We start from the raw sequence: 24,857 nt of genomic DNA on the forward strand, positions 1-24,857 counted from the left end.
GCTTGTCGCGCATGACCCTACGGCCTTGCCTTGATCCGGTTTTGTTTCCAAGTGGCGTAGTCGCCGTATTTTACTTTCATGAACTCGTCCGCCATGTTGCGATCCGAGCTCCTGAAAACGTACCAGTCGCCATCCGGAATCTTGCGCTGGTAAACCACCCTGCCGGCCTGGCGATGCTCGAAACAGGTAAGGGCGTCGGAGTCACCTCCTGCTCCGTGCCATTTTGCGCGGAAGCACAGCTTGCCTCCTCCAGGGAGGAACCAGATGCCGTCGCCGTAGCCCAGCTTGCCCTTGTCCGAGGTCCAGGCGCTGAATTGGCGGCGCTGCACGGCAAAAAATCCGGCACCGTTTTGACCCCAGAGCCACGAACGGTTCTGGTACATCTGGTAGATACCCGCATCGGGCACCGCCTCCGCTTGGCTCGCCATTTCGGCGACCTGCGCCGCTGTCATCGCTGCCGCGGGAAGCTGGAAGGCAAAGACACCGATGGAACAGGCAAGCGCCGTTCCGATACAATTCCCCAATACTCGTTTCACGACCCTACCCCACTATTTTACGCCACGCCCAGTTTTGCACCACACCCGGTACAGCACCCCCTAGGGCAAGATATGCTGGGTAACCCTCCAATCGGGCAGTCCATAGCCACCCAGCCACGGCCACACTTCCTTCTGGTTGAAGTAGACGACCGAGGTCAGGGCCGGAAATTCAGAATAGGACTTGCGGGAATCGATTTCCCATTTCGAGACATATTCCTGCTTCCCGACATAGCCGAGCTCCGCCACCACGACCGGCTTGTTGAAGCCCGCGACGCGGTCATAGCCGGGCTTGAGCGCCTCGGCGAACGTCCGGTCGTGTCCGGTCTCGTTGTTGTCCTTTTTCTGCAGCCCGAACACCGACAGGCCGATGACGTCGACGTAGTCGTCGCCGGGATAGTATTTTTCCAGACCCTCTTCGCCTTTGGGTGACCACATATATTTGGCGGCGGGGGCAGCCTTGCGGCAGATATCGACCTCGCGCTTGTAAGCGGCGATCCAGTCCTTGGGAGCCCAGTTGGCCCAGGTGAAGCGGCCGTTCTTGTCCTCCATTTCCTGCGCCCAGCGAATGGTTACCGGGCTCTTCATGGCTCCCACCAAATTGCAGATTGCCTGCATGTTGGCGTCATACTTGCCGCTCAATATGCCGTTGCGCAGTTCGGTCGGAGTGATGCGCCAGTCCTTCGACCAGGTCCACGGCTCGATGGTGATCAACAGCGATCGGTTTCGCTGAAGGGCATAGGCGTCGGCCAGGGGAAGGCTCGCCAGGTCGACGTCTTCCCAGGGCAGGAACAACTCTTCGATGCTGGCGCTCTTGTCGGCGCTGAAGTCACCGTAGGGATCATAGGATCCGAACGCCGACGCGGCGCTGCTCGTCTGAACGGGGTCGGTCGTGGCCACGGAGCCGGCGCTTCCCGCAGTGGGGAACGCGGCGCTTGCGCCCAATACAAGCGCGATCGCAAGTGCGTTTGCTGTGGTGTGTTTCATGTTTTATACTCCCATAGCTTCAACATCCTGCGGAAGTTGAAGCCTCGCCCGTGCGCGCCGATGCTTGATCGACAACCCAACCGATCGGCAATACTGGTGGAATCCGCGGGATTTATGAGCGACCATAGGCGGGTGTGCGAACCTTCGCACAGAGCCCACCAAACGATTATCTATCTCTCAGGCGCCGACATAGACGCGCTATAGAGAGAAGGTTCGCCGCGATACTCACAAATTCGCGCCAATATCCCGATATATCATCCCAGGCTAATTTAAGAGCCGGTCGCGGCCAGGAGTCAAGCGCAATTAACGGTTGCTTAACCCTGTCTTTCACAACATGGTTAACGCTGCTCTCGAGCCTGATCGCGACCGGAGAGCCTCGACCCCACAGCGAACTTCCGACACAAGAAAACTTTGCCGGCTCGTCATTTCTGGGCTGCGTCGGTCGCGGTTATTCCCCTCCCGATTCAAGGTGTTAGGTTAACCAGATCTCAAGAATCATGGTTAACGAACGCTTAATTTAGTTGACTCTAACAAGGCGCGGACTGATTCTGTCGCCGGGATTTGAGAGCTTTCAGCCATCTGTCGGCGGAGAGCCCAAAGTGGCGGCGGGTAAGTGTATGAGTGCTTCCGTTCAGGCAGGCATTGTCGACCATGCGAACAGGCGGGCACGGCGACCTGAGACGGCTCTCGCCACTGCGCGGAAGGGCCCTTTTCTGGTGCCCGTGCTGTCGGCCACCCAGCAATGGATCTTGAGACTGGCCCTGGCCTTCTGGTTCGTCACGCTCGGATTCTTCTGGTTCTGGTGGCTGAAGCCCGAGCATGTCGAGCATGTCGGGCCATACGCATTCTCGACGCTCATTCTGGTATGGCTCACGCTCATGCCATTGTACTTCCTCCTGAATGTGCATGCGTCGAAAAAGCCGTCGAAACTTCACGCAATCCCTGAGCATTCGCGGGTCGCGATGGTGGTCACCAAGGCGCCGTCCGAGCCTTTTGCAGTGGTCGCGCGCACGCTCGAAGCGATGCTGGTGCAGGATTATCCACACGATACCTGGCTGGCAGACGAGGACCCATCCGAGGACACGATTGCCTGGTGCGAGGTCCACAATGTCATGATTTCGACCCGACATGGTCGGGAAGATTATCATCGCAAGGTGTGGCCGCGCCGGACACGCTGCAAAGAGGGGAACCTGGCATTTTTCTACGATCATTATGGCTATGAGCGCTATGATTTCGTCGCTCAGTTGGATGCCGACCACGTGCCGACGCCAACCTATCTGAGGGAAATCCTGTTTCCCTTCGCCGATCCCGCGGTTGGCTATGTCTCGGCGCCGAGCATTTGCGACAACAATGCCGCAGAGAGCTGGTCGGCGCGCGGCAGGCTGTTTCCGGAAGGGATGTTCCACGGCCCCTTGCAGTCCGGCCACACGGGCGGCGGAGCTCCGCTCTGCATCGGCTCGCACTATGCCGTGCGAACTGTCGCGCTGAGGCAAGCGGGTGGTCTCGGCCCGGAACTGGCCGAGGACCATTCGACGTCGATGCTGATCAATGCGGCCGGATGGCGCGGCGTGCATGCCATCGACGCCATCGCGCATGGCGATGGCCCGCAGACCTTTGCCGATCTTGTCACGCAGGAATTCCAGTGGTCGCGGAGCCTGATGACGATCTTGCTCGAATACTCGCCCAGCTACCTTTCCAAACTGCCGCCGCGCCTGAAATTCCAGTTCCTTTTTTGCCAGCTCTGGTATCCGCTGTTCGCCACATTTGCGCTTCTGATGTACGTCATGCCTATCTACGCGCTCTGTTCGGGCCAGAACTTCGCCAACGTGATGTATGTCGACTTCCTGTTCTACTATGCGCCGAACTCGATTGCCCTCATCGTCCTCGTGATGATGTTGAAGGCGTTCGGGCTTTCGCGCCCGATCACCGCCAAGACGCTCAGCTGGGAAGGGACGCTGTTCCTGTTCTTCGCGCGTTGGCCATGGGTGCTCGCCGGAACGCTGTCGTCGATCCGCGACTATCTGACCAAATCCTTCGTCGATTTCCGCGTTACTCCCAAGGGCAGCGGCCCCAAGGACCTTCTGCCGGCGCGCGTCATCGTTCCGTATGTGGTGCTTGCGATTGGTGCGTCCTTGCCGGTTCTTCTGGTGGATCATCCTTCCAATTCCACCGGCTTCTACTGGTTCGCCGCATTCAATGCGCTGATCTACGGGCTGCTTGTGGTTGTGATCGTCACCAGGCACCTCGTCGAGAACAGGATTTCGCTGCGAGCCAATGGCGTGAAACTCGCCTGGCAGGCATCGCTCGCCTGTGTTGCGCTCTCGGTTCCGGCGGCGGGATTTTACGACCGCGGGCTGGAAGGCATCTATGGGCTGCAGCAGGGCGCCGGTAGCGTTCGCATCGTCAGGATCGCCTATGTGGTTTCCGGCGCTGGCCGGGGCGAGACCGGCGACCGCAACTTCTACTTCGATCCTGGCTGGAACGAGAAGCGGTGACAGACAGAAGCTACAGATGGTACGCTGGCGCCCTGTCTCACCCTCAGCCGGCTGTCATTTGGAGGATCACTTCTGTGGTTGGTGTCCTGTCAATCCGCTGCTTTCTGTTGACGATGATTGTTGCGCAGCCGCTGTTGGTCAGCGGCCCAAACGCCGCGACAGCCGAAGAGGTTGATTTGTCGGCGGTCGCCGCGGCAGCGCCGCTCACTCCGGCGGAACTGTTTCCCCTTTATGCTGGCCGCACATGGGTCTGGGAAAACGGTGCAGCCTATTTTGCCAAGGATGGGCGCCAACTTCGCGCCTGGACCGGCGGCGCGAACGCGTCGATCGGCCAGGGCAGGTGGTTGATCACCGAGAATGGCAAATTATGCATGGATGCAAAATGGACGACACTTGCCGGTAGCTCGCAGGGGCGAACCTGCTTCAGCCATCACCGATTGGGCGGCACGATATACCAGATGAAGGATCCGAGCGGTTCCTGGTACGTTTTCCAGGCGTCGCCGGCGCAGCCCGGGCAGGAGTACCACAAGTTCAAATCCGGCGACACGACCGCTGCGACTTTCGACAAGATGCGTCAGATGATCAGCCCTGATCGGAAGCCAGCGCCGGTCAAAAGCGGCGGTTGAGCGGAACTGCCACCTCGCACGAGCCATGACACACCCAGTGATTTTCGCAACCCCGCGCCGGCACCCATCCTGACCGGTCGAGAAACAATCCAGATCCGTCTCTGTGTCGAGCCAGGATGCTCCTGTCGGTGCCTGTCAAGGCGTTGCCGAATCGCTTATGTTAAGCAGTCCGGCCAGTGCCGTCGGCGGGCCGATTGCAGATTGATCGCATTTTAATAAAATCCGACGGAACGACCAGACGGTAAGCTCACCATTCGGTTTTCATGAATTTTAATAAGTGAAGTCTAATGTTCCTGCGTATGTGGTAGCGAGCAGTCGCTTACGCGGCGTGAAAGCGACGAAAGCAAAGTATGTCGCATCGCGCCTTTGGCAGGGGACATCTAATGAAAAATTCCGCAATGGGCGCGTTTCGCTCGGGCAAGAACAGCGCATTCATGATTGTGGCTGCGGTGGCGATCGCGATGGTTTCGGGTTGCCAGAGCGTCGATGCAACCAAGACCAATTCGGTCAAGCCTGTGGTCCACTCGCTTGGCAGCAAACCCGCGGTCCAGCCAGTCCGCGCCACGTTCATCGCTCATTCGTCCAGAAGCGAGCCTCTTGTCTATATGACGAGCGCGGTGCGGACCATTGAAAGAGCCTACGCTTTTGCATCGCCGCCGCGGATCAAGGTGCGTACGCCGGCGCCGGTGAAGGCCTCTTACAATCCGGGCAATGGCGGCACGTTCCTGGGGAACTCGCCGTATATCTGCAGCCCTAGCGGATTTGGCCAGCGCGCGAGCTGCCGCCCCCGCTATTCCTGAGCCACCGAGCGGCGACAGGCGCTGCCGTCTTGGTAGGCGGCAGTCTCGTCGATTTCGCCTTCAGGCCAAAGAAGGGGGCAGCCGTCCTGACGATCGTGTCGATGTCGGAAAGCTCCGGCACAAAGCCGAGACGTTCGCGTGCGCTTCCCGGATCGGCGTAGAGCTCCGCCGGGTCTCCCGGGCGCCGGGTCCTGAAGACGGCCGGAACCGGTCTTGCCGTCATTCGGCTGACCGCCTGGACAATCTCCTTGATGGATACGCCCCGGCCAGTGCCGAGGTTGACCGCCAGGCTTTGTCCGCCGCCCTCGAGATGCATGAGAGCTTTCAGATGGGCGCGGGCCAGATCGCTGACGTGGATATAGTCCCGTACGCACGTGCCGTCCGACGTGTCGTAGTCCGTGCCGAAAACCTCGATCTCGTCGATGATGCCTGATGCGGCCATGAGCACCCTGGGAATCAGGTGCGTCTCGGGCGAATGCCACTCACCAAGCTCGCCGTCGGGGTCGGCGCCGCAAGCGTTGAAATAGCGCAGGATGGCAAATTTCATTCCGTATGCGGACGCATAGTCGCCGATGATCTGTTCGCCCATCAGCTTGGTGCGCCCGTAAGGGCTGATCGGATTTTGCGAGGACGTCTCGCGAACAGGCAACGCGTCCGGCACGCCGTAGGTTGCGCAGCTGCTGGAGAAGATGATGTTGTCGATGGCGTTCGCTCGCGCCGCATCGAGCACCGCGATGGTGCCGGTCACATTGGTCGAATAGTATTCAGCCGGCTCCTGAACGGACTCGCCGACATAGGCCAGCGCCGCAAAGTGGATGACCGCTGTCGGCCGGTACGTCTTGATTGCCCCCTGCAGCGCATCCCTGTCCCGGATATCGCCGACGACAAGCGGACCCCAGGCGACGGATTTCTCGTTACCGCGGCTCAGATTGTCGAAAACCACAGGCAAATAGCCGGCGCCGGCCAACTGCTTGCAGGTGTGGCTGCCGATGAAGCCGGCCCCGCCCGTCACCAGGATTGCCGGGCGAGTCATGACGCCGCGGCTCCTTTGACCAGTTTGCTTCCGTAGAGCAGGGTCTCAAAATAGTCGACGGTCTGCGCGAGCCCCTGGCTCAGGCCGATTTTCGGCTCCCAACCGAGATTGGCCCTGGCAAAGGAAATGTCCGGCTTGCGCTGTCTGGGATCGTCGACCGGCAGAGGCCGATGCACGATCTTCGATCGCGAGTTGGTATAGCTGATGACCAGCGTCGCCAGTTCCATGATGGTGAATTCGCCGGGATTGCCGAGGTTGACCGGATGCGCGGGCGCACTCGGCGCATTCATCAGCCGGACGAAGCCCTCGATCAGGTCGTCGGCATAGCAGAAGGAACGCGTCTGCATGCCGCTGCCATAGACGGTCAGGTCTTGGCCGCGCAACGCCTGGACGATGAAGTTCGAAACCACGCGCCCGTCATCGGGCTGCATGCGGCGGCCATAGGTGTTGAAAATGCGGGCGACGCGGATATCGAGGCCATATGTTCTCGAATAGTCGAAGAACAGGGTTTCGGCCGAGCGCTTGCCCTCGTCATAGCAGGACCGCGGTCCGTGCGTATTGACGTTGCCGAAGTAGCTCTCAGGCTGTGGGTGCACGAAAGGGTCGCCATAGACTTCGGACGTCGAGGCCTGGAATATCTTGGCGTTGTTCTGTCGCGCCAGTTCCAGAAGGTTCAGTGAACCAAGCACGCTTGTCTTGAAAGTATGGATCGGGTCTTCCTGGTAATGCGGCGGAGAGGCTGGGCAGGCGAGATTATAGATCTCATCGAACTGAAGACCCAAAGGGAGAGTATTGACGATGTCGTGCTCGATGCACGTGAATCTCGGATTACGCAGAAGGGCATTGAGATTGTATCTCTTGCCGGTGTGAAAATTGTCCAGCGCGACAACGTCATATCCGTCCCGCAAAAGACGTTCACACAGATGCGATCCCAAAAATCCCGCACCTCCGGCGACCAGGGCGTGGCTTCGGTTTTGGTTGGCGCCCCTTTGACCGCTCCCGGACTCCAGTTTCAGAACCTTGATGAGCTTACTCATGCTTTCCTCTCACGCACCGCGCACGCTACCGCCCGGGCCGGGACAAAAGCATTGCCCGGCCACGTCCTTCAGAACGTGGCAAACCTCCGCATCTGCGGAACCGCCATCATTGATGTGCGCTAATGTTCTTGGGCTCGCGGAGCTTGTGCTGCTACACGATCTGTATGCTGCTGTTCAGCATTTCTCTGCGCCCCGAAATCGCGATCACACGCCCAGTGTCATCATCGTCGATTGCTCGCCCAAATTGCACATCCCAACGCATTGAAAATATACCTGTGGAAATCCTAGTCAACTAAATTAGCGAAACCTTAACCGTGTCTGTTCGCGAATGGTTAATCATGAGCCGGTCGGACCCGCGCTGTTCCGGAAGCGGATCCTCGTTGTGAATCAATGTATTGGTTGGCTGCCGAAAAATCCGTCGACAGGCTTGGCAAGCTGTTTCCAGGCGATGTCGAAGCCCTGACGGCGAGGAAATGCCGGGATCGGCACCATGGTCCAATTCAGCGTATAGTCCAGGAAAAATACAACTGAAAATAGACTTAAGCGATCTGGAGCGATCGTCAGACCTTCAGCGTGCAATGGGATTGTTGCCCAAAACCGCTCGGGCTACAAATATAAAGATTCTGATGTCCATATTTCATCAATGCAGCTTGATAAAAAGCTGACGCGTCACAGCCTGATATTGCAGAAATTATACAAAAAGCCGAAAAGCGATAAAAAAAATTGCTGACTGGCGGTGAAGTTGGCTCTCACGCATTTTCCCAGTGTTGCTCGTAATACTCGTGCATCAAGCCACCTCTTCGCCAAGGCCGTGGCAATGGTCTCATTTTGTGGCAATGCGCGCATAGGTATACATTTCACAGGGGAGTATCGGTCATTTTAGGTAGAGTGTCGTCTTCCACGGTTCCTTCGATCGGGCAGTGGGCGGAACGGCAGCCGGGTGCGACTGTGCGAAGGGACGGTGATGGCCGCATCCCGCGGGCCATCACAATCAGGAATAAGCGACGAACAAAGGCGACCACGCTATCTCGGATCGGTCCGGAATCGCTGCCCGTTTCGAGGGTCGGGATATGCTACTCCCCGCCCATTTCCTTCTTGAACGTGTCGAAATCGACCTGCATTCCGTTGAAGATGGTGCTCCAGTGGCGGGTTAGCGCAGCCATTGTCACGGCTTCCTGGATCTCTTCGTCGGTGGCGCCGGCGCGCTTGGCGTCCTGGGTGTCCGACCAGATGCAGTAGTTGCAAGGTATCTGCGCCGCCACTGCCAGCGAGATCAGCGACTTGACCTTTGGTGGCAGCGCGGTCTTGTCGCTGAGTTGGATGGCCTTGACCTCGGCCCAGGCCCCAGGCAGGCCGGCTTTGGGGAACTGCTTCACAAAACTGGGCACACCGCCCATGGTCGACTGGATGTCCTTGATGGTTGCATCGTATTCATCGGAATGGGCCGGAGCCGCGCCGAGCGACAGGATGCAGGCTGCGGCGGTGAGCAGGAACGCACGGCGGATGGACGACTGCACGGATTTGGAAATGCGACGGTTCGACATGGTTTTCTCCTCTGGTCTTTGTTAGCCTTACTGTGTAAGGTAATGTCGAAAGGGAACCTTACAGTGTAAGTTGTCAAGCGACGCCATGGACTCATCGATCAAGAAAAAGAGAGTGCGCGGTCGGCTGTCTCGCGAGATGATCGAGGACGCGGCCTTCCAGGTGATCGAGCGTGAGGGGCTTACCGGCTTTTCGATGCGCAAGCTGGCGGCCGCGCTCGGCTGCGAGGCGATGAGCATCTATCATCACTTCCCTTCGCAGGCGCATCTCTACGAGGCGCTGGTCGACCGGCAGATCAGCGCGATTGTTATCCCCGACGCCAGCATGCCCTGGCGCGAAAGGATCCGCGTCGGCATGCAGGAATACCGTCGCGTCGCGACCGAGCATCCGGCCTTCGCGCCGTTCGTTGTCGTCTACCGCATGAATTCGCCAGCATGTCTTGCCAAGCTGGATAGTGTCATCGGCCTGTTCGAAGCAGGCGGCTTCGGTCCGGAGCTGAGTGCAAGGCTGTTCCGCGCCACGAGCTACTACCTTATGGGCGCGATCCTCGACGAGACCGCAGGTTACGCCAAGGGTCCTTCGGCGGTGACCACGGTCAGCGACGAGCAGCTGGCGCGGGATTTTCCCAGCGTCATGACAGCCGGGGCCTATTTTGGTAGGGCCGGTTTCGACAAGACATTCGAGCTCGGCCTTGAGATGCTGCTGGATGAAATGGAACGCCTGCGCGACAACACCAATGCGAGCTAGTTGTCCGGCAAGGTACGATTACAAGGTGGCTGTCTGAATGCGCTTTCTGTTTGTCCTGATCTTGCTCGCCGGCATCGGCACCGGTTTCATCTATCCCTGGGCGATGAGCAATTTCTCCGGCCACGAGATCGGCACATGGCGTGTCTACGAGCAGGGCCGCTTCAAGCCGCTGACGGTGCCGCTCAGCAGCCGCGACGCACCGGTGCGGGTGCTGGTCGACCTGACCGCGAGGGCCGAGCGCATCGTCTCGCAGCAGCGCACGGTGTTGACGCTGACATCGGCCACCAATGGCCGAACGGTGCTTGCCTCGACGCTGCAGTTCAACCATTCGGACAACCCACGGCAGGCCAGCCCGCAGCTGCCCGACAAGATTTTTCGCGATGAGGCCGGCGTGATCGCGAGCGTCAGCCCGGGTCCGTACCTCTTCACCGTCGGCCCGGGTGATGCCGATGACATTCCGATGCGCGCGGTCGACCTGATCCTGCGCTCCGGTGCCGGCGAGATCGACGGCCGCGCGCGGCCGGTCGGCTACGCGCTGATGGCGGTCGGCCTGATCGGGTTTTTGTTCTCCCTGCGCAGTCGTGGCGGCCGGCCGGAAAATCCGAATTCGCAGCCGCCACCGCCGCGCTGGGGCAGGGGCTCCAAGTGAACTACCGCCACGCCTATCACGCCGGAAATTTCGCCGATGTCGTCAAGCATGTCGTGCTGACGCGGTTGCTCGACTATCTGAAGCAGAAGGACAAGGCGTTTCGCGTCATCGACACCCACGCCGGCATCGGCCGCTACGATCTGTCCTCGGTCGAAGCGCAAAAGACCGGCGAGTGGCAGGGCGGCATCGGCCGGCTGATCGATGCCTCGTTCGCCGCGCCGGTGACGGCACTGCTCGCGCCCTATCTGGAGACCGTGCGGTCGCTCAATCCCGAGGGCGGCATCCAGAAATATCCGGGCTCACCGATGATTGCGCGCCATCTCCTGCGCACGCAGGACCGGCTGTCGGCGATCGAGCTGCATCCCAAGGATGTCGCGAAGCTGAGAACGCTCTTTGCCGGCGATTTCCAGACCCGTGTCATCGAGCTCGATGGCTGGCTGGCGCTCGGCGCGCATCTGCCGCCGAAGGAAAAGCGCGGCCTGGTGCTGATCGATCCGCCATTCGAGGAAGCGGGTGAGTTCGAGCGCCTCGTCGATGGGCTCATAAGGGCGCACAAGCGCTGGCCTGGCGGCATCTACGCGCTGTGGTATCCGATCAAGGACCGCAAGGCGATCATCGCTTTCCGCAAGGCGCTGAAGCAATCCGGCATCCCGAAGCTGCTCGACATAGAATTCGAGATCAGGCCCGCCTCTTCGCAACCCAGTCTCGACGGCAGCGGCCTGCTGGTGGTCAACCCGCCTTTCACGCTGGAGGGCGAACTGCGGACATTGATGCCTGCCTTGCACAGGGTGCTCGCCGTAGAAAAGCCGGCGCACTGGTCGCTGGAATGGCTGGCCGGCGAGTAGAGAGGCGCGGGGGCTCGAGCTCACTTTTCCGTCCGGGTCTCCATGTGCCGGAGCCGTTCCGGTTTCCATGCGGGGTTCGGCTTTGGCCAACGTCGTTCCGAACTGGGAAACCATTGTTTCCGCAACCGCTTGACCGCCGCCAAGCGAATCCGCAGAGTGCGCGCAATCGACCTTGAGAGGCTGCCATGACTCGCTTCGCCAAATCCGCACTTGCTGCCCTGATTTCGCTCTGCACTCCGCTTGCCGTGCCTCTCGGCCTTACCCAGGCCGTGCAGGCGGCCGACCTTGGCGTCTATTCCGACGACGATGGCGGCGTCTGCGGCGAGGCCTGGGTGTTGAACAAGATCACCAGCCGCTTTTCCCATCAGGTGCATCACGTGCCGCATCTGCCCAACGTGCAGATCACCGATTTCCGGCGCATCCACCAGCATCTGTATCTGGCGGCCAACGAGACCTGGCCGATCGGCCGCCGCTATTGCGGCGCCACCGTCAGCCTGTCCGACGGGCGCGATCGCACCATCTGGTACCTGATCGAGGAAGGCCAGGGCTTCGCCTCGATCGGCGACAATGTCGAATTCTGCGTCTCAGGCTTCGACCGTTGGATGGTCTACAACGGCCGCTGCCGCATCCTGCGCTGAGCGCGGGTTTTCCGTTCCGATTCCTTTTCGCGCCTGCGGCTCTACCCGCTGCAGGCGCTCTTTTTGTGCTGTGTTGACAGAAGAGGCGATCCGTCGCATAAACATGAGACAGACCTGTCTCATCACTGGTAAGCGCCATGACATCGTCGCCTGCTTCCGACAAACGCCAGCACGTCGTTGAAACGGCCTACGGGCTGTTCAAGCGCGCCGGTTTCCATGCCACCGGCATCGATCGGATCATCGCCGAGGCCGATGTGGCCAAGATGACGATGTACCGTCACTTTCCCAGCAAGGACGAACTGATCGTCGAGGTGCTCGACTATCGCGCCAGGCGTTTTGATCGCCAACTCGACCGCCTCGCCGAGGAGGTCGCGACGCCCGGGAAGAAAATTGCAAAGATCTTCGACTGGCACGATCGCTGGTTCCGCAGCCCGGATTTCCATGGCTGCCTGTTCGCGCATGCGCTGGCCGAGTTCGGCGATCCGGAACATCCGGTGTTCAAGGCTGTCGCCAGGCAGAAGAACGGCCTCAAGAAGCGCATGCAGTCAATCCTCGAAGAAGAGATGCCGCGCGGTCGCGCCGAAAGCGTGGCTGCGGTCCTGCTGATGCTGATCGAAGGTGCGACGCTGCTGGCGCAGATGGGGCAGGCGGACACCGCCATTCGCGCCGCCCGCAAGACGGCCCTGGACATCATCGCCGCTTCGCGCAGGTCGCGATGAGCCCGCTGGTCATCGGGCTCGCGCTGTTTGCCGCGATCCTGCACGCCACCTGGAACGCCTTCCTGCGAACCGGGGGCGACAGGTTGTGGACCGTCACCGTCATGAGTTTCTCCAGTACGGCGCTCGCCATTCCCTTCGCCATCTTCCTCACCCTTCCGGCCGCGCCGGCCTGGCCCTATGTCGTGCTCTCGGCCTGCCTGCAGGTCGGCTACAGCGTGTTCCTGGTGGCCGCCTACCGATATGGCGAACTGGGACAGGTCTATCCGATCGTTCGCGGCAGCGTGCCGCTGCTTGTCGCGCTCGGTGGATTCCTCCTGGCCAACCAGCAGCTCACCCCAGCGGCAGACCGTCGGTGTTGCGTTGGTCGCCGGCGGCATCATGGGCCTTTCGCTCGGCAGAGGCCGGGCCGCCACGACATCGATACTCTATGCACTGGCAACGGCAGCGATCATCGCCGCCTATGCGACGGTCGATGCGATCGGCGTCCGCGCGGCGGGAAATGCCGGCGCCTACACCGCCTGGGTTCTCGTGATCTATGGTGCATTGCTGTCGGCGACGTTCCTTGCCTGCCGTGGCCGGCTCATTGTCGACCTGCGGGCGCCGGAGGAAGGCGCTGGCGGGCGGCCTGTTCGCGCTTTTGGCCTATGGTGTCGTGGTCGCGGCCTTCGCGCTCGGGCCGGCCGCTCCCATCACCGCGATCCGCGAAACCAGCGTCGTCTTCGCCGCCGTCATCGGACGCCTGTTCCTCGGCGAGATGCTGACGCCGCGGCGGATCGGCGCCTGCGCCGTCGTCGCCCTCGGCGCCATCTGCCTCGGCTATCAATGACCAAAATGCGCGTCGTGCGGAACCCGATAATTCCTGATGTTGCCGACAGGCAAATCGGCTAGCCTGAACGCCCGAGAGCAACAGATCACTTTCGGGAGTCTTCATGGACCTTGCCACCATCCTCGCCTTCACGGCTGCCTTCTTCGTGTTCGCTGCCAGTCCCGGTCCGGACAACATGACGATCGTCGCCCGCACGATCTCCAGCGGTGCCGCGTCGGGCATTGCCTATGGCGCAGGCACTGTGGTCGGCATCCTCATCTTCCTGGTCCTCGCCGTCTTCGGCCTGTCTTTCATCGCCGCGAAGATGGCGATCGCCATGACGGTGCTTCGTTATGGCGGAGCGATCTATCTGATCTGGATGGGCATCAGGTTGTGGACCGCCGTGCCCGTGGTGCCGGACCTGCAACCCATCTCTGGACGGCGCGGGCTGCTGGCGATCTTCGCGACGGGTATCGCGCTGAACCTCGGCAATCCGAAAATGCCGCTGTTCTACGTGGCACTGCTGCCGAACGTGGTTGGCACGTCGCTCGACGCTGGTCATCTCGGTGTGCTGACGATGGTGATCCTGGCTGTCGAGGTCGTGGTGATCGGCGGCCATGTCGTCCTGGCCGGCCGTGCCCGCAGCCTGTTGCGCACGCCCAAGATCGTGCGCCGGGTCAACCGCGCGGCGGGCGGTATGATGATCGGCGCCGGCTTCGCCGTGGTCGCCACGCGTTAGAGCAATTCCAGGAAAAGTGTGAAACGGTTTTCCCGGGAAAAGCGCGTAGCGCTTTCCCTCAGGGAATTGCCTCAAAACAAGAGATACAGAGAGGTCGCGCAATCGCAGGGCTATTTTCTGCGCCGCGACGCTTCGGCCTGATCAATGATCTTGCGCAGGAAAGCGACGTGTCCGCGGAACGCGCGCCGCCCGCTCGTCGTTGCCTTGACGCGCGTCTGCGGCCGGCGGCCGACGAACAGCTTTTCGATATCGACATAACCGGCCCTGGCCAGCGTATCGAGATGCGCGCCGAGATTGCCGTCGGTGGCGCCAACGATGGCCTTCAGCCGGGTGAACTCCAGCATCTCGCGCCTTTCCAGCGTGTTCAGGGTGGCCATGATCCTGAGTCGCGTGCTCTGGTGGATGATTTCGTCGGCGCTCATCGAGCGGCTCCGGTACGGCCAAGCCAGACACTGTCGTCGACGCGGCCAACGCCATGGCGCGCCGTCTCGACGATCCCGGATAGCGCCACCTGCTCATGTGTGATCGACATCGAAGCAATCCTTCGTCTCATGCAGAATACTCTGCGCGCCAGAGTCATCTGTCAATTCATTTGCAAGGGTGGCGGGATCATGCTTGACAAGGTGATGCTGCGATCGGTCATCGCATTGCTCTCGTGATCTATGTAGATCGTCCGCCTGCACGAGATGATCACTTCAAACAAGCAGCAGGTGTTGATGTTCGCGGCCGAGGATCAATGCACAAAGCCGCTCGCTGACCTTCTGAGCTTCGCGGCGCGATCGGTCTAGCGGGGTGCGCAGAATGTCGGCGGTGAACTGCTGGCAATGATTGAAGATCAGCAGCGGATTTTTGTGATGATCAGCATGATCGTGAGCCATCGGTAACCAAAATTTAAGCTGCGAAAATCAGTCTATTGCTTCGCTGGCTAGAGAGCCGCGAGTCAGATATGCATTGCCCGTCGAGGTCATTCACGGCCGTCGGCGTAACGCAAGGGGCATGACATGGCGAAGCAGTCGTCTAAGGCGCCGGCATCCAAGACACCGGCAAAGAAAGCACCTGTGAAAGCAGCAACGGCGAAGGTCGCGGCAGCAGTGAAGAAAGCAGCACCCGCGGCCAAGCCGAAGGCAGCACCGGCAAAGGCAAAAGCAGCACCGGCCAAGAAGCCGGCAGCGGCCAAGGCCGTGGCCAAACCGGCAGTGAAAAAGGCAGCGCCGGCGAAGGCCGCGGCAAAGCCGGCCGCCAAGGCAGCACCGGCCAAGAAGCCGGCCGCCAAGCCGGCGGCGAAACCCGCAGCCAAGAAGGCAGCGCCCGCGAAGGCCGCGGCCAAGCCCGCCGCCAAGGCAGCACCGGCCAAGAAAGCGGCAGCGGCAGCGACAAAGCCCGCCGTGAAGAAAGCCGCGGCCCCCAAGGCCAAGGCAGCGCCGGCAAAGGCGAAGGCGCCGGCCAAGAAGTAGACCAGGTCTAGTTGGAGCGCTGTGTGTCCTGCTGGATGCGCGGAGAACGCTTTGACACTTGCGATCGACGCATGATCATTCCGGAAACCGCAACTGGTTTTCGGGAGGTGCGCAAGACGGTCGGCGAAGGGGGCCAGGGCAGCAAAGCGAGGCGCCGGACAGGCTGCCTCGCTTGCTCGCGCGGTTTGGTCTTCTTTCACACCTGGCCATGAAACGAATGCCCCGCCGCGAAGCCGGGGTTGCGGAGGATCAAAAGCAGATCGGATGTTCCGCTCTGCGGTAGTCTTCTTCCTCGATGTGGATCGCGTATCCGTCTGTAGCCAAGTCACGATGGTCATGGCAGGAAACCATCACCGGTTTTCTGGCAGTTGGTTTTTTGTTGCCTGGCCATTGCCGGGCAGCCGCTCCCGGTCAAAAGTGCCGGCCGGCAAACAGGAACCCGATCATGCCCAGACTGCTCTACGCTTCCACTTCTCCCTACAGCTCCAAGGTGCGTATGGCCGCGGCCTATGCCGGCATCGCCATCGATGCGGTGCCGGTCAAGACCGAGGACAAACCGGCGGTGCTGATCGAGGCCAACCCGCTCGGCAAGATTCCGGTGTTGGTGCTTGACGACGGTCGCTCGATCCATGACAGCCGCGCCATTACCCAGCACCTCAACCGTGTTTCGAAGAACGCACTGTTTCCGCGCAACCCCGACAAGCGTCTCGAGGCCGAGGTGCTGGAGGCGTTGGCAGACGGCATTTGCGACTGCGCGCTGTCGATGGTCTATGAACGACGCACGCGGCCTGAAGAAATGGTCTATCAGCCCTGGCTCGACCGGCAGTGGGCGAAGATCACGGCAGCACTCGATCTGCTCAACGCCAACCCGCCAAAGCTGCCGAAGAAGATCACCGCCGGGCAGATCGCGTTGCGCGCCTGCCTTGGCTATCTCGCCCTGCGCTTTGCCGGAAAGTGGGAAAAGGGCCGCGCCCGGCTGACGCGCTGGGCAGCGCGCTTCGATGAGAAATTTCCCGAGTTGAAAGGCTGCATCCCCGGGTGATGTGATCCATTGAATACAAAAAAAGCCGGGCGCGAGGCCCGGCTTTTTCGTGTCGTGGCTTGAACGACTTAGAACTTCATACCGACGCCGAAAGTGACGCGGTTGTCGGTGGCCTTGACGTTGCCGATGCCACCACCGAAGTCCTTGCTGCCGAAGTCGGTGTAGCGATACTCGACGCGGCCGAAGACATTGTCGGTCAGCTTGATGTCGGTGCCAAGACCGGCGGTCCAGCCGAGCATGGTAGCGCTATCGCTTGTGCCAAGGACAGTATCTTCCACCTTCAGGCTTCTGCCGGCGAGACCGCCGGTGCCGTAGAGCAGGATTTCCGGGGTCACGGCATAGCCAAGACGGGCACGCAGCGAGCCTTCGAAGCCGGCCTTGGAGTCGATGCCGTTATCGTCGCCCTTGACGCCATTGTAGCCGAGTTCGGCTTCAGCACCGTAGACGAAGTTCTCCTGCTGCCACTGGTAGCCACCGAAGGCACTGCCGACGAAACCCTTGGTATCGGTTTCAACGCCGAAATCCCTTTCCTTGGTACGACCGCTGAAGCCATAACCGAGATTGATACCGGCATAGGGGCCGGCCCAGGACGCCACAGGCAATTCAGCAACCGGGGCGGGTGCCGGCGGCTCTTCCTGGACGACGTCGGCGGCATAGGCAGTTCCGCTGAGGGCGAAGAGCCCGAGCGCCACGGCCAGCGGCCGTGCGAATTTGAGATTGGCTTGCATTGTTCTTTACTCCTTAAGCCACAGGACACAGGCTTGTTTCTCACGATCGCCATCGACCCGTCCGGGGGGTGAAACGGATCTGGCGTTCGTCGGTTCCAAATGTCGTGTCAAAATGCGGCTGAAGCGAACCTGAACTTGGGTCATTCCCCGGCGCGAATGAGGCTGAAACTTGACGTTGCATCTTCGCAACAGCGAAATGGCAGGAGCAGTGTCGTGCTGCACTGCACACCGCTTGGTGCAAGGAGTCCAGCGTCCTATATTGCGGTCGGACGGCTCCTGGTCCAGGACGAGTCGGAGTACCCAATCGGTGGGTTCGCCACAATGCTGCCCAAGGTGCGAACGCCATTTAACGCCTGCCAGGCCATATTTCGCCGGCATCGTGTTTTCGGGCCGAAATTGAGGATTGACACCCTATGAGCATAGCCACTGCCACGGCGCTGGTGACGGGCGGGGCGAAACGGATCGGCAGGGCGATCGTCGAGGATCTCGCCGCCCATGGTTTTGCCGTCGCCATCCACTGCAATCGGTCGCGCGACGAAGCGGATGCAATGGCCGGGCTGATCAACCGGAGCGGTGGCCGTGCCGCCGTGGTCGCCGCCGACTTGACCGACATGGACGCCGCCGGTGACCTCATAGGCCAGGCGGAAGCAGCGCTCGGGCCGCTGTCCCTGCTGGTCAACAATGCATCGCTGTTCGAGGACGATTCGGTTCTGGACTTCGACTGGCGGGCCTGGGACCGGCACTTTGCCGTGCATGTGAAGACGCCGGCGCTGCTGGCGCAGACCTTCGCCCGGGCGTTGCCGAAGGGACAAGAGGGCCTGATCGTCAACATCATCGATCAGCGCGTCTGGCGGCCGACACCGCGCTATTTCTCCTATGCGCTCTCCAAGTCGACGCTGTGGACGGCCACGCAGATGATGGCGCAAGCGCTCGGTCCCCGTATCCGCGTCAATGCCATCGGCCCGGGGCCGACCCTGAAGAACGCCAGCCAGGACGACAGCGATTTTGCCGCGCAGGTCGAGGGTCTGATTCTCAAGCGCGGCCCGGAATTGCCGGAATTCGGGGCCACCATCCGCTATCTCTGGGAAGCGCGCTCTGTCACCGGCCAGATGATCGCGCTCGATGGCGGCCAGCATCTTGCATGGCAGACGCCCGATGTGACAGGCATGGCGGAATGAGTCCCGTAGATCAGAAAAGCAAGCCACGCAGTGGCGCCGACGACATGCCTCCCGAAGTCGAACTCGACCTTGAGGACGAGGCGGTGGAGGAGATCGTCGAACCCGCCGGGCCCGAGATAGCCTTCACCGCCATCGACTGGACGCCGCATGCCGGCGACGCCGAAGGCATGGTGGGCGCCGAGGTAATCCAGACGCTGGTCAAGCGGCTGCCCAACGCGCCTGGCGTCTACCGCATGATGAACGCCGCCGGCGATGTGCTTTATGTCGGCAAGGCGCGCAGCCTGAAGAAGCGCGTCACCAACTACGCACAAGGCAGGTTCCACACCAGCCGCATCGGCCGCATGGTGCGCGAAACGTCGACGATGGAGTTCGTCGTCACCCGCACCGAGATCGAAGCGCTGCTGCTCGAAGCCAACCTTATCAAGCGCTTGCGACCGCGATTCAATGTGTTGATGCGCGACGACAAGTCGTTTCCCTATATCCTCCTGACCGGTGATCACGTCTCGCCCGGCATCTACAAGCATCGCGGCGCGCGATCGCGCAAAGGTGACTATTTCGGCCCTTTCGCCTCCGCCGGGGCGGTCGGCCGCACCATCAATTCGCTGCAGCGCGCCTTCCTGCTGCGCAGTTGCACCAACTCCTTTTACGAGAACCGGACGCGGCCGTGCCTGCTCTACCAGATCAAGCGCTGCGCCGGCCCCTGCACCGGAGAGGTTTCGCACGAGGGCTATGCCGAGTTGGTCGGTGAGGCGAAGGACTTCTTGTCTGGCCGCAGCCAGAAGGTGAAGACGGAAATCTCGGCCGCCATGCAGCAGGCCTCGGAAGACCTCGATTTCGAGCGCGCCGCCATCTATCGCGACCGGCTGGCGGCCCTGTCGCATGTGCAGAGCCATCAGGGCATCAACCCGGCGACCGTCGACGAAGCCGATGTCTTCGCCATCCATCAGGAAGGCGGCCAGGTCTGCATCCAGGTGTTCTTCTTCCGCACCGGCCAGAACTGGGGAAACCGCGCCTATTTCCCCAAGGCCGATCCGGCGCTGGAGGGATCGGAAGTGCTGGGCTCGTTCCTAGCGCAATTCTATGACAACAAGCCGACGCCGCGCACCATTCTTCTGTCGCGCCCCGTCGAGGACCAGGAGCTGCTGGCCGAAGCGCTCTCCACCCGCGCTGGCCGCAAGGTCGCGATCTCGGTGCCGCAGCGTGGCGAGAAGAAGGACCTGACCGACAACGCCCTGCAGAACGCCCGCGAGGCGCTCGGCCGCCGGCTGGCCGAAACCTCGACGCAAGGCCGGTTGCTCGCCGGTTTTGCCGAGACCTTTGGCTTGCCGAAGCCGCCGGTGCGCATCGAGGTCTACGACAACTCACACATCATGGGCACCAATGCCGTCGGCGCCATGGTCGTTGCCGGGCCGGAAGGCTTCGTCAAGAACCAGTATCGAAAGTTCAACATCCGCTCGACCGAGATCACGCCGGGCGACGATTTCGGCATGATGCGCGAGGTGATGGAGCGGCGTTTCTCGCGGCTGCTCAAGGAGCATGGCGATGTCGTCGTGGCCGACGATGCGGCAGCAGGCGAGGCGGCCGATGATATCGAGGACGACATCTCCGGCAGTTTCCCGGCCTGGCCCGACGTCATCCTGATCGACGGCGGCCAGGGTCAAATGACGGCGGTGCGCAAGATCCTCTCGGATCTCGGCATTGAGGACCGCGTCGTGGCCATCGGCATCGCCAAGGGCCAGGACCGCGATGCCGGCCGCGAGCGCTTCTTCGTCAGGGGCAGGGACTCGTTTTCGCTGCCGGTTCGCGATCCCGTCCTCTACTTTGTCCAGCGGCTGCGCGACGAGGTGCACCGTTTCGCCATCGGCTCGCACCGTGCGCGCCGCAAGAAAGAGATGGTCAAGAGCCCTCTCGACGAGATCAGCGGCATCGGCCCCGGCCGCAAGCGCGCCCTGCTCATGCATTTCGGCACCGCCAAGGCGGTCAGCCGTGCCGCCATCGAGGATCTAAGGAAAGTCGACGGCATTTCCGAGCAGGTGGCGAAACTGGTCTACAACCATTTTCATGAGAGCTAAGGGATTCGGTCGTTTTCGGCTGGCCAATCGATTTTGGCCTGTTGACCCCCTACATTGGCTTCTGATTTGAGTAGGCACGCAGAAAGAGTTCCCCAAAGATATGGCCAAGCGCGCGTTCAACCTGCCCAACATGCTCACCTACGCCCGCATCGTCGCGGTGCCCCTGGTGGTGCTGTGCTTTTTTCTCGAGGGACATCTGAAGTCGAGCGAGTTCGCCCGCTGGTCGGCGCTGATCATCTTCCTGCTCGCAAGCGTCACGGATTACCTGGACGGCTATCTGGCGCGCGCCTGGCAGCAGACCTCCAACATCGGCAAGATGCTCGACCCGATCGCCGACAAACTGCTGGTCGCCACCTGCCTGCTGCTGCTGGCGGCTGATACCGATCGCCATGCCGGCATCGCCGGCTGGTCGCTGTGGGCGGCGATCATCATTCTGTGCCGCGAAATCCTCGTCTCGGGCCTGCGCGAATATCTGGCGGCGCTCAAGGTCTCGGTGCCGGTGACGCAACTGGCAAAATGGAAGACCGCGATCCAGATGGTCGCCATCGCCTTCCTGCTGGCTGGGCCGGCCGGCGACAAGATCTTCCCGCTGACCACCCAGACCGGCCTGGTGCTGCTGTGGATCGCGGCGCTGGTCACGCTCTACACCGGCTACGACTATTTCCGCGCCGGCCTCAAGCACATCATGGACGAGTGAGATGACGACCCGGCTCATCTATTTTGCCTGGGTGCGCGAGCGGATCGGCCTGCCCGAGGAAGACGTCGACTTGCCTGCCGGCATCGAGACGGTCGCCGACCTCCTGCGCTGGCTGAAATCGCGTGGCGAGGGCTACGAGCACGCGCTGCAATATCCCGACGTGATCCGCGTCGCCATCAATCAGGAACATGTCGAGCACCGCGAGAAGATATCAGGGGCTCGCGAGATTGCGCTGTTCCCGCCGATGACCGGGGGCTGACCATGTCGGCCGCCGTGGTGCCGACGGTGCGGATCCAGCGCGACGATTTCGACGTCGCTGCAGAGATCGCCAGGTTGACGCAAGGCCGCGCCGATATCGGCGCCGTGGTGACCTTCTCCGGCCTTTGCCGCGACGAGCAGGGCGCGCTCGCAGCACTCGAACTCGAGCATTATCCCGGCATGGCGGAAGCCGAGATCAGCCGCATCGCCGTTGAAGCGGTCCAGCGCTGGCCGCTGCAAGGCCTCACGGCCATCCACCGCCACGGCAAGATCGCGCCCGGCGACAACATCGTGCTGGTGGTGGCGGCATCAGCGCATCGCCAGGCGGCGTTCGAGGCGGCGAACTTTCTCATGGACTACCTGAAATCGCGCGCGCCGTTCTGGAAGAAGGAGCATCGCGCTGACGGCTCCGAGGGCGGCTGGGTCGAGGCCAAGGAAGCCGACGCCAAGGCCGCACAGCGCTGGAAACCGTCCGAATAAAATCCTTTCGCAGCCATGCATTGACCGCAATCCTTTGGCCAATTGACCGCGGTTGGTCAGCCTGGGCGAGGGAAGATGGTCATGCTGGACAGGATCGCGGAGTTCTTCGTCTTCGGTTTCGTGCCTCTGGTCGTCGGCATATTGGCCGTGCCGGAACTGTCTGCTGCCGCCGAAAATGCCGTGCGGGGCGAGGTGATCTATCGCGAGCGCATAGCCTTGCCGCCCAGTGCCGTGCTCTCCGTGCAGCTTGCCGATGTCTCGCTGGCCGACGCGCCGGCCACGATCATCGGCGAGCAGAACATGAAGCCGGCCGGCCAGGTGCCGATCAGCTTCGAGATCAAATTCGATCCCTCCGTCATCCGGTCGCAGATGACCTACGCCTTGCAAGCCCGCATTACCGTCGACGGCAAGCTCCTGTTCATCTCCGATATGCGCCATCAGGTCGATCCGCTGACCGACGTGCCGCAGACCATCATGCTGAAGATGGTCACGCCGAGCACCGAGCAGACGGCTTCTGTCATTGGTCAGATCTGGCTGGTCGACTATGTTGACGGCATTGGCGCCATCGCCGCGCCGCAAGCCACGTTCAGGATCAGCGAGGCTGGTAAGGCGGGCGGCAGCGGTCCCTGCAACACCTATTTCGCCACCGCCAAGGTCGAAGGCCAGGCGATCGCGATCAGCGACATCGGCTCGACCTACAAGGCCTGCGCGCCCGAGGTGATGGCTGAGGAAAAGGCGCTGTTCGATGCATTGACCAAGGCGGCGTCATACAGCGTCGGCGACGGCAAGCTCGTCATATCGGACAAGGATGGCCGTGAGATCCTGCGCTTCAGCGCCGCAAGCTGATGCCCGGTCCGGCGTCACCCCGGCGCGGCGAGAGCCGATCGTTGCACCAATGAAAAAGGCCGGMGAGACGCCGGCCTTTTTACAGGGTCCAAGGTCTGGACTGTCGTGTCAGCCGACGATCTCGGTGTCCGAGAACCAGTACTTGATCTCTTCTGCTGCCGTCTCCGGCGCATCGGAGCCGTGCACCGAGTTCTCGCCGATCGACAGCGCATGCACCTTGCGGATGGTGCCTTCGGCGGCATTGGCCGGGTTGGTGGCGCCCATCACTTCGCGGTTCCTGGCAATGGCGTTCTCGCCTTCCAGCACCTGCACGATGGTCGGTGCCGACGACATGAACTCCACCAGCTCGCCGAAGAACGGACGGTCCTTGTGGACGGCATAAAAGCCTTCCGCCTCACGACGGCTCATCCAGACCCGGCGCGAGGCGATGACGCGCAAGCCGGCCTCTTCCAGCATCCTGGTGATGGCGCCGGTGAGGTTGCGCCGGGTAGCGTCCGGCTTGATCATGGAAAAGGTGCGTTCGAGCGCCATGGGTCGTCCTTGTGATGAGAATGGAATTGAGAGTGGCGGGCTCTATACAAGCCGCCCGGCCCATTGCCAAGGGGTGAGGCCAAAGGGGCGAGGGACGGTCCGCGAAGCGGACAGAAAGCCAATTCCGAGCAATGAACGCCCGGAGCGATGTGAAGGGCCGGAGCAACTGTGCGTTTCTGTGTCAGGCCGGCGCCGATGAGGCGGACTCAGCAGGCGAGATCGGATGGCTGTCATGCGATGCTTTGCTTGCTATAGTTGCGTGTCGGCGCCGCGCTGAAGTCGGCCCGAAGGGAGACAACATGATCATGGCAGACGATCGGCAGGAACGCATTCGCAACCGCGCGCATCAGATCTGGCTGGAAGAGGGACAACCGGCCGGTCAGCATGATCGCCATTGGCATCAGGCGGTAGCCGACATCGACCAGGAGGATGCCGGGGGGAAGTCGGCAGCCAAAAAGGCAGCTGGCGCCGGCAAGGCAAAAGCTGCTCCCAAGGCAAAAGCCGCCCCCAAGGTGGCGAAGCCTGCCACAAAGACCAGCACGCCAAAAAAAGCGGCAGCCAAGTAGGCTTGGCTATCTCGCAGGTGGCCTTCCCCGCAAGGGATTGACAGCCTGCGTGGCTGCCCAGCGCCAGGTCAGGCGCGACGGCGTCACGCCGCCGCCACCTTTCGTGCCAGCCCGCCGTGCAGGTCGAGGCAGCGGGCGAACCATTGCGCCACCACGTCGCTGTCGTCGAGCAGCTGGTAGGGCGAGGCTATGCGCGCCCATTGCAGGGCGCCGAAAACGATGTAGTCGGCGAACAGCGGCGACGCGCCGCCAATATAGGGCTGGTAGCCGAGCATTGAGCGCAGCGGCTCCAATGCGGCGCGGAATGTTGCCAGCCCGGCGTCGCGCGCGGTGACGACATCCTCCAGCTTCCTGCCAAGGCGTTGCTCGCGGCTCTGGCGGAAATAAGCAGCGTTCTCCTCGTCCTGCATGGCGTGAAGGTCGATGATCGCCGCGGTGGTGACATAGGGATGGATGGTCAACTGCGACCAGCGTTCGATGAAGCGCGCCATCGCCTTGCCGCCTTCGCCGCCAAACAGCGTCGGCCGACCCGGATAGGCTTCGTCGAGATAGAGCGCGATGGCGAAGGAATCGGCGACGACCGTCTCGCCGTCGCGGATCACCGGAACGGTTTTCGAAACGCCGCCCTCGACAGCCGGCACCTCGAGAAAGCGCGTCGGTGCGGTCGAAATGTCGAGCCCCTTGTGCGCAAGCGCCATCGCCACCTTCCAGCAATGCGGGCTGAACGGACGGCTGGCGTCGCGTCCGACGAGGTCATAGAGCAGAATGGTCATTGGCGTTGGACCCCTAGCGGGTTAGGTAGGCCCCGCA

29 protein-coding genes and 1 pseudogene are annotated in these 24,857 nt (G+C 61.6%); 19 read left to right on the top strand and 11 right to left on the bottom strand.

Annotation, left to right across the window (positions count from 1 at the left end; all coding sequences use genetic code 11):
• Nucleotides 1-17: 17 nt before the first annotated feature.
• Nucleotides 18-536 (bottom strand): DUF995 domain-containing protein, encoded by a 519-nt coding sequence (locus AC1DZP_RS24090; protein ID WP_095086367.1) that lies wholly within the window; start codon nt 534-536, stop codon nt 18-20.
• 60 nt (nt 537-596) lie between these two features.
• Nucleotides 597-1,520 (bottom strand): glycoside hydrolase family 26 protein, encoded by a 924-nt coding sequence (locus tag AC1DZP_RS24095; RefSeq protein ID WP_477305826.1) that lies wholly within the window; start codon nt 1,518-1,520, stop codon nt 597-599.
• Between the two features lie 617 nt (nt 1,521-2,137).
• Here AC1DZP_RS24095 and AC1DZP_RS24100 point away from each other — a divergent pair.
• From AC1DZP_RS24100 to AC1DZP_RS24110, 3 genes are all read left to right on the top strand, one after another.
• On the top strand, nt 2,138-4,015 hold the full coding sequence (locus tag AC1DZP_RS24100; protein WP_477305828.1) for a glycosyltransferase family 2 protein: 1,878 nt from the start codon (nt 2,138-2,140) through the stop codon (nt 4,013-4,015).
• Entirely contained in the window at nt 4,012-4,641 is a 630-nt protein-coding gene (locus AC1DZP_RS24105; RefSeq protein ID WP_477305830.1) for a DUF995 domain-containing protein, read from the top strand. Before AC1DZP_RS24100 ends, AC1DZP_RS24105 begins: the two co-directional genes overlap by 4 nt.
• 350 nt (nt 4,642-4,991) lie before the next feature.
• Nucleotides 4,992-5,441, top strand: coding sequence for a hypothetical protein (locus tag AC1DZP_RS24110; RefSeq protein WP_477305832.1), 450 nt, complete (start codon nt 4,992-4,994; stop codon nt 5,439-5,441).
• Here AC1DZP_RS24110 and galE read toward each other — a convergent pair.
• The 4 genes from galE to AC1DZP_RS24130 all read right to left on the bottom strand — a co-directional run bounded on the left by galE (nt 5,395) and on the right by AC1DZP_RS24130 (nt 9,055).
• A complete protein-coding gene (galE, locus tag AC1DZP_RS24115) occupies nt 5,395-6,474 on the bottom strand; it encodes a UDP-glucose 4-epimerase GalE (RefSeq protein WP_477305834.1) in 1,080 nt (359 codons plus the stop codon). The genes AC1DZP_RS24110 and galE overlap by 47 nt on opposite strands.
• A complete protein-coding gene (locus AC1DZP_RS24120) occupies nt 6,471-7,511 on the bottom strand; it encodes a UDP-glucuronic acid decarboxylase family protein (RefSeq protein ID WP_477305836.1) in 1,041 nt (346 codons plus the stop codon). The genes galE and AC1DZP_RS24120 overlap by 4 nt, the downstream gene beginning before the upstream one ends.
• Before the next feature lie 387 nt (nt 7,512-7,898).
• Complete coding sequence (locus tag AC1DZP_RS24125) at nt 7,899-8,090, bottom strand: hypothetical protein (protein ID WP_477305838.1); 192 nt, start codon at nt 8,088-8,090, stop codon at nt 7,899-7,901.
• 494 nt (nt 8,091-8,584) lie between these two features.
• Nucleotides 8,585-9,055, bottom strand: a complete 471-nt coding sequence (locus AC1DZP_RS24130) for a carboxymuconolactone decarboxylase family protein (RefSeq protein WP_477226289.1) — start codon at nt 9,053-9,055, stop codon at nt 8,585-8,587.
• An 85-nt stretch (nt 9,056-9,140) separates the two neighbouring features.
• On the opposite strand from AC1DZP_RS24130, the gene AC1DZP_RS24135 reads away from it, so the two are divergent.
• The 7 genes and pseudogenes from AC1DZP_RS24135 (at nt 9,141) to AC1DZP_RS24165 (ending at nt 14,195) form a co-directional block, all read left to right on the top strand.
• Nucleotides 9,141-9,800: a TetR/AcrR family transcriptional regulator gene (locus AC1DZP_RS24135; protein ID WP_477305840.1), complete on the top strand. Its 660-nt coding sequence runs from the start codon at nt 9,141-9,143 to the stop codon at nt 9,798-9,800.
• Between the two features lie 37 nt (nt 9,801-9,837).
• Entirely contained in the window at nt 9,838-10,449 is a 612-nt protein-coding gene (locus tag AC1DZP_RS24140; RefSeq protein WP_457154272.1) for a hypothetical protein, read from the top strand.
• Nucleotides 10,446-11,294, top strand: coding sequence for a 23S rRNA (adenine(2030)-N(6))-methyltransferase RlmJ (locus AC1DZP_RS24145; protein WP_477305842.1), 849 nt, complete (start codon nt 10,446-10,448; stop codon nt 11,292-11,294). The genes AC1DZP_RS24140 and AC1DZP_RS24145 overlap by 4 nt, the downstream gene beginning before the upstream one ends.
• Nucleotides 11,295-11,479: 185 nt before the next feature.
• Nucleotides 11,480-11,932 carry a hypothetical protein gene (locus AC1DZP_RS24150; RefSeq protein ID WP_457154274.1) on the top strand — a complete coding sequence of 151 codons (453 nt, stop codon included), beginning with the start codon at nt 11,480-11,482 and terminating at the stop codon, nt 11,930-11,932.
• A 137-nt stretch (nt 11,933-12,069) separates the two neighbouring features.
• Complete coding sequence (locus tag AC1DZP_RS24155; RefSeq protein ID WP_477305844.1) at nt 12,070-12,651, top strand: TetR/AcrR family transcriptional regulator; 582 nt, start codon at nt 12,070-12,072, stop codon at nt 12,649-12,651.
• Nucleotides 12,648-13,477, top strand: a pseudogene (locus AC1DZP_RS24160) (EamA family transporter). The gene AC1DZP_RS24155 and the pseudogene AC1DZP_RS24160 overlap by 4 nt, the downstream one beginning before the upstream one ends.
• Nucleotides 13,478-13,580: 103 nt before the next feature.
• Nucleotides 13,581-14,195, top strand: coding sequence for a LysE family translocator (locus AC1DZP_RS24165; protein WP_477305846.1), 615 nt, complete (start codon nt 13,581-13,583; stop codon nt 14,193-14,195).
• 110 nt (nt 14,196-14,305) lie between these two features.
• Here AC1DZP_RS24165 and AC1DZP_RS24170 read toward each other — a convergent pair whose 3' ends face one another.
• Both AC1DZP_RS24170 and AC1DZP_RS24175 read right to left on the bottom strand, forming a co-directional pair.
• Nucleotides 14,306-14,617: a transcriptional regulator gene (locus AC1DZP_RS24170; RefSeq protein WP_477305848.1), complete on the bottom strand. Its 312-nt coding sequence runs from the start codon at nt 14,615-14,617 to the stop codon at nt 14,306-14,308.
• Nucleotides 14,618-14,890: 273 nt separating this feature from the next.
• Nucleotides 14,891-15,073, bottom strand: a complete 183-nt coding sequence (locus AC1DZP_RS24175; protein ID WP_477305850.1) for a hypothetical protein — start codon at nt 15,071-15,073, stop codon at nt 14,891-14,893.
• 123 nt (nt 15,074-15,196) lie between these two features.
• Between AC1DZP_RS24175 and AC1DZP_RS24180 the strand changes: the two genes are divergently transcribed.
• Both AC1DZP_RS24180 and AC1DZP_RS24185 read left to right on the top strand, forming a co-directional pair.
• Nucleotides 15,197-15,649, top strand: coding sequence for a hypothetical protein (locus tag AC1DZP_RS24180; RefSeq protein WP_477226296.1), 453 nt, complete (start codon nt 15,197-15,199; stop codon nt 15,647-15,649).
• A 445-nt stretch (nt 15,650-16,094) separates the two neighbouring features.
• On the top strand, nt 16,095-16,691 hold the full coding sequence (locus tag AC1DZP_RS24185) for a glutathione S-transferase family protein (protein WP_477226297.1): 597 nt from the start codon (nt 16,095-16,097) through the stop codon (nt 16,689-16,691).
• A gap of 68 nt (nt 16,692-16,759) precedes the next feature.
• Here the strand turns inward: AC1DZP_RS24185 and AC1DZP_RS24190 are convergent, their stop codons facing one another.
• Nucleotides 16,760-17,419: an outer membrane protein gene (locus AC1DZP_RS24190; protein WP_477305852.1), complete on the bottom strand. Its 660-nt coding sequence runs from the start codon at nt 17,417-17,419 to the stop codon at nt 16,760-16,762.
• Between the two features lie 413 nt (nt 17,420-17,832).
• On the opposite strand from AC1DZP_RS24190, the gene AC1DZP_RS24195 reads away from it, so the two are divergent.
• From AC1DZP_RS24195 to AC1DZP_RS24220, 6 genes are all read left to right on the top strand, one after another.
• Complete coding sequence (locus tag AC1DZP_RS24195) at nt 17,833-18,597, top strand: SDR family oxidoreductase (protein WP_477305854.1); 765 nt, start codon at nt 17,833-17,835, stop codon at nt 18,595-18,597.
• Nucleotides 18,594-20,669, top strand: a complete 2,076-nt coding sequence (gene uvrC, locus AC1DZP_RS24200) for an excinuclease ABC subunit UvrC (RefSeq protein ID WP_477305856.1) — start codon at nt 18,594-18,596, stop codon at nt 20,667-20,669. The genes AC1DZP_RS24195 and uvrC overlap by 4 nt, the downstream gene beginning before the upstream one ends.
• Nucleotides 20,670-20,769: 100 nt before the next feature.
• Nucleotides 20,770-21,366 carry a CDP-diacylglycerol--glycerol-3-phosphate 3-phosphatidyltransferase gene (gene pgsA / locus AC1DZP_RS24205; RefSeq protein WP_095086306.1) on the top strand — a complete coding sequence of 199 codons (597 nt, stop codon included), beginning with the start codon at nt 20,770-20,772 and terminating at the stop codon, nt 21,364-21,366.
• A 1-nt stretch (nt 21,367) separates the two neighbouring features.
• Nucleotides 21,368-21,625, top strand: coding sequence for a molybdopterin converting factor subunit 1 (moaD, locus tag AC1DZP_RS24210; protein WP_095086303.1), 258 nt, complete (start codon nt 21,368-21,370; stop codon nt 21,623-21,625).
• A gap of 2 nt (nt 21,626-21,627) precedes the next feature.
• On the top strand, nt 21,628-22,104 hold the full coding sequence (locus tag AC1DZP_RS24215) for a molybdenum cofactor biosynthesis protein MoaE (protein WP_477305857.1): 477 nt from the start codon (nt 21,628-21,630) through the stop codon (nt 22,102-22,104).
• 81 nt (nt 22,105-22,185) lie between these two features.
• Nucleotides 22,186-22,950 carry a YbaY family lipoprotein gene (locus tag AC1DZP_RS24220; RefSeq protein WP_477305859.1) on the top strand — a complete coding sequence of 255 codons (765 nt, stop codon included), beginning with the start codon at nt 22,186-22,188 and terminating at the stop codon, nt 22,948-22,950.
• 108 nt (nt 22,951-23,058) lie between these two features.
• Here AC1DZP_RS24220 and ndk read toward each other — a convergent pair whose 3' ends face one another.
• Complete coding sequence (ndk, locus tag AC1DZP_RS24225) at nt 23,059-23,481, bottom strand: nucleoside-diphosphate kinase (RefSeq protein ID WP_027048827.1); 423 nt, start codon at nt 23,479-23,481, stop codon at nt 23,059-23,061.
• A gap of 131 nt (nt 23,482-23,612) precedes the next feature.
• On the opposite strand from ndk, the gene AC1DZP_RS24230 reads away from it, so the two are divergent.
• Entirely contained in the window at nt 23,613-24,047 is a 435-nt protein-coding gene (locus AC1DZP_RS24230) for a DUF2934 domain-containing protein (RefSeq protein ID WP_457154578.1), read from the top strand.
• An 83-nt stretch (nt 24,048-24,130) separates the two neighbouring features.
• Here AC1DZP_RS24230 and AC1DZP_RS24235 read toward each other — a convergent pair whose 3' ends face one another.
• On the bottom strand, nt 24,131-24,820 hold the full coding sequence (locus AC1DZP_RS24235) for a glutathione S-transferase family protein (RefSeq protein WP_477305861.1): 690 nt from the start codon (nt 24,818-24,820) through the stop codon (nt 24,131-24,133).
• Nucleotides 24,821-24,857 lie beyond the last annotated feature (37 nt).

It is taken from the genome of Mesorhizobium sp. P2_F8 (assembly GCF_056403655.1).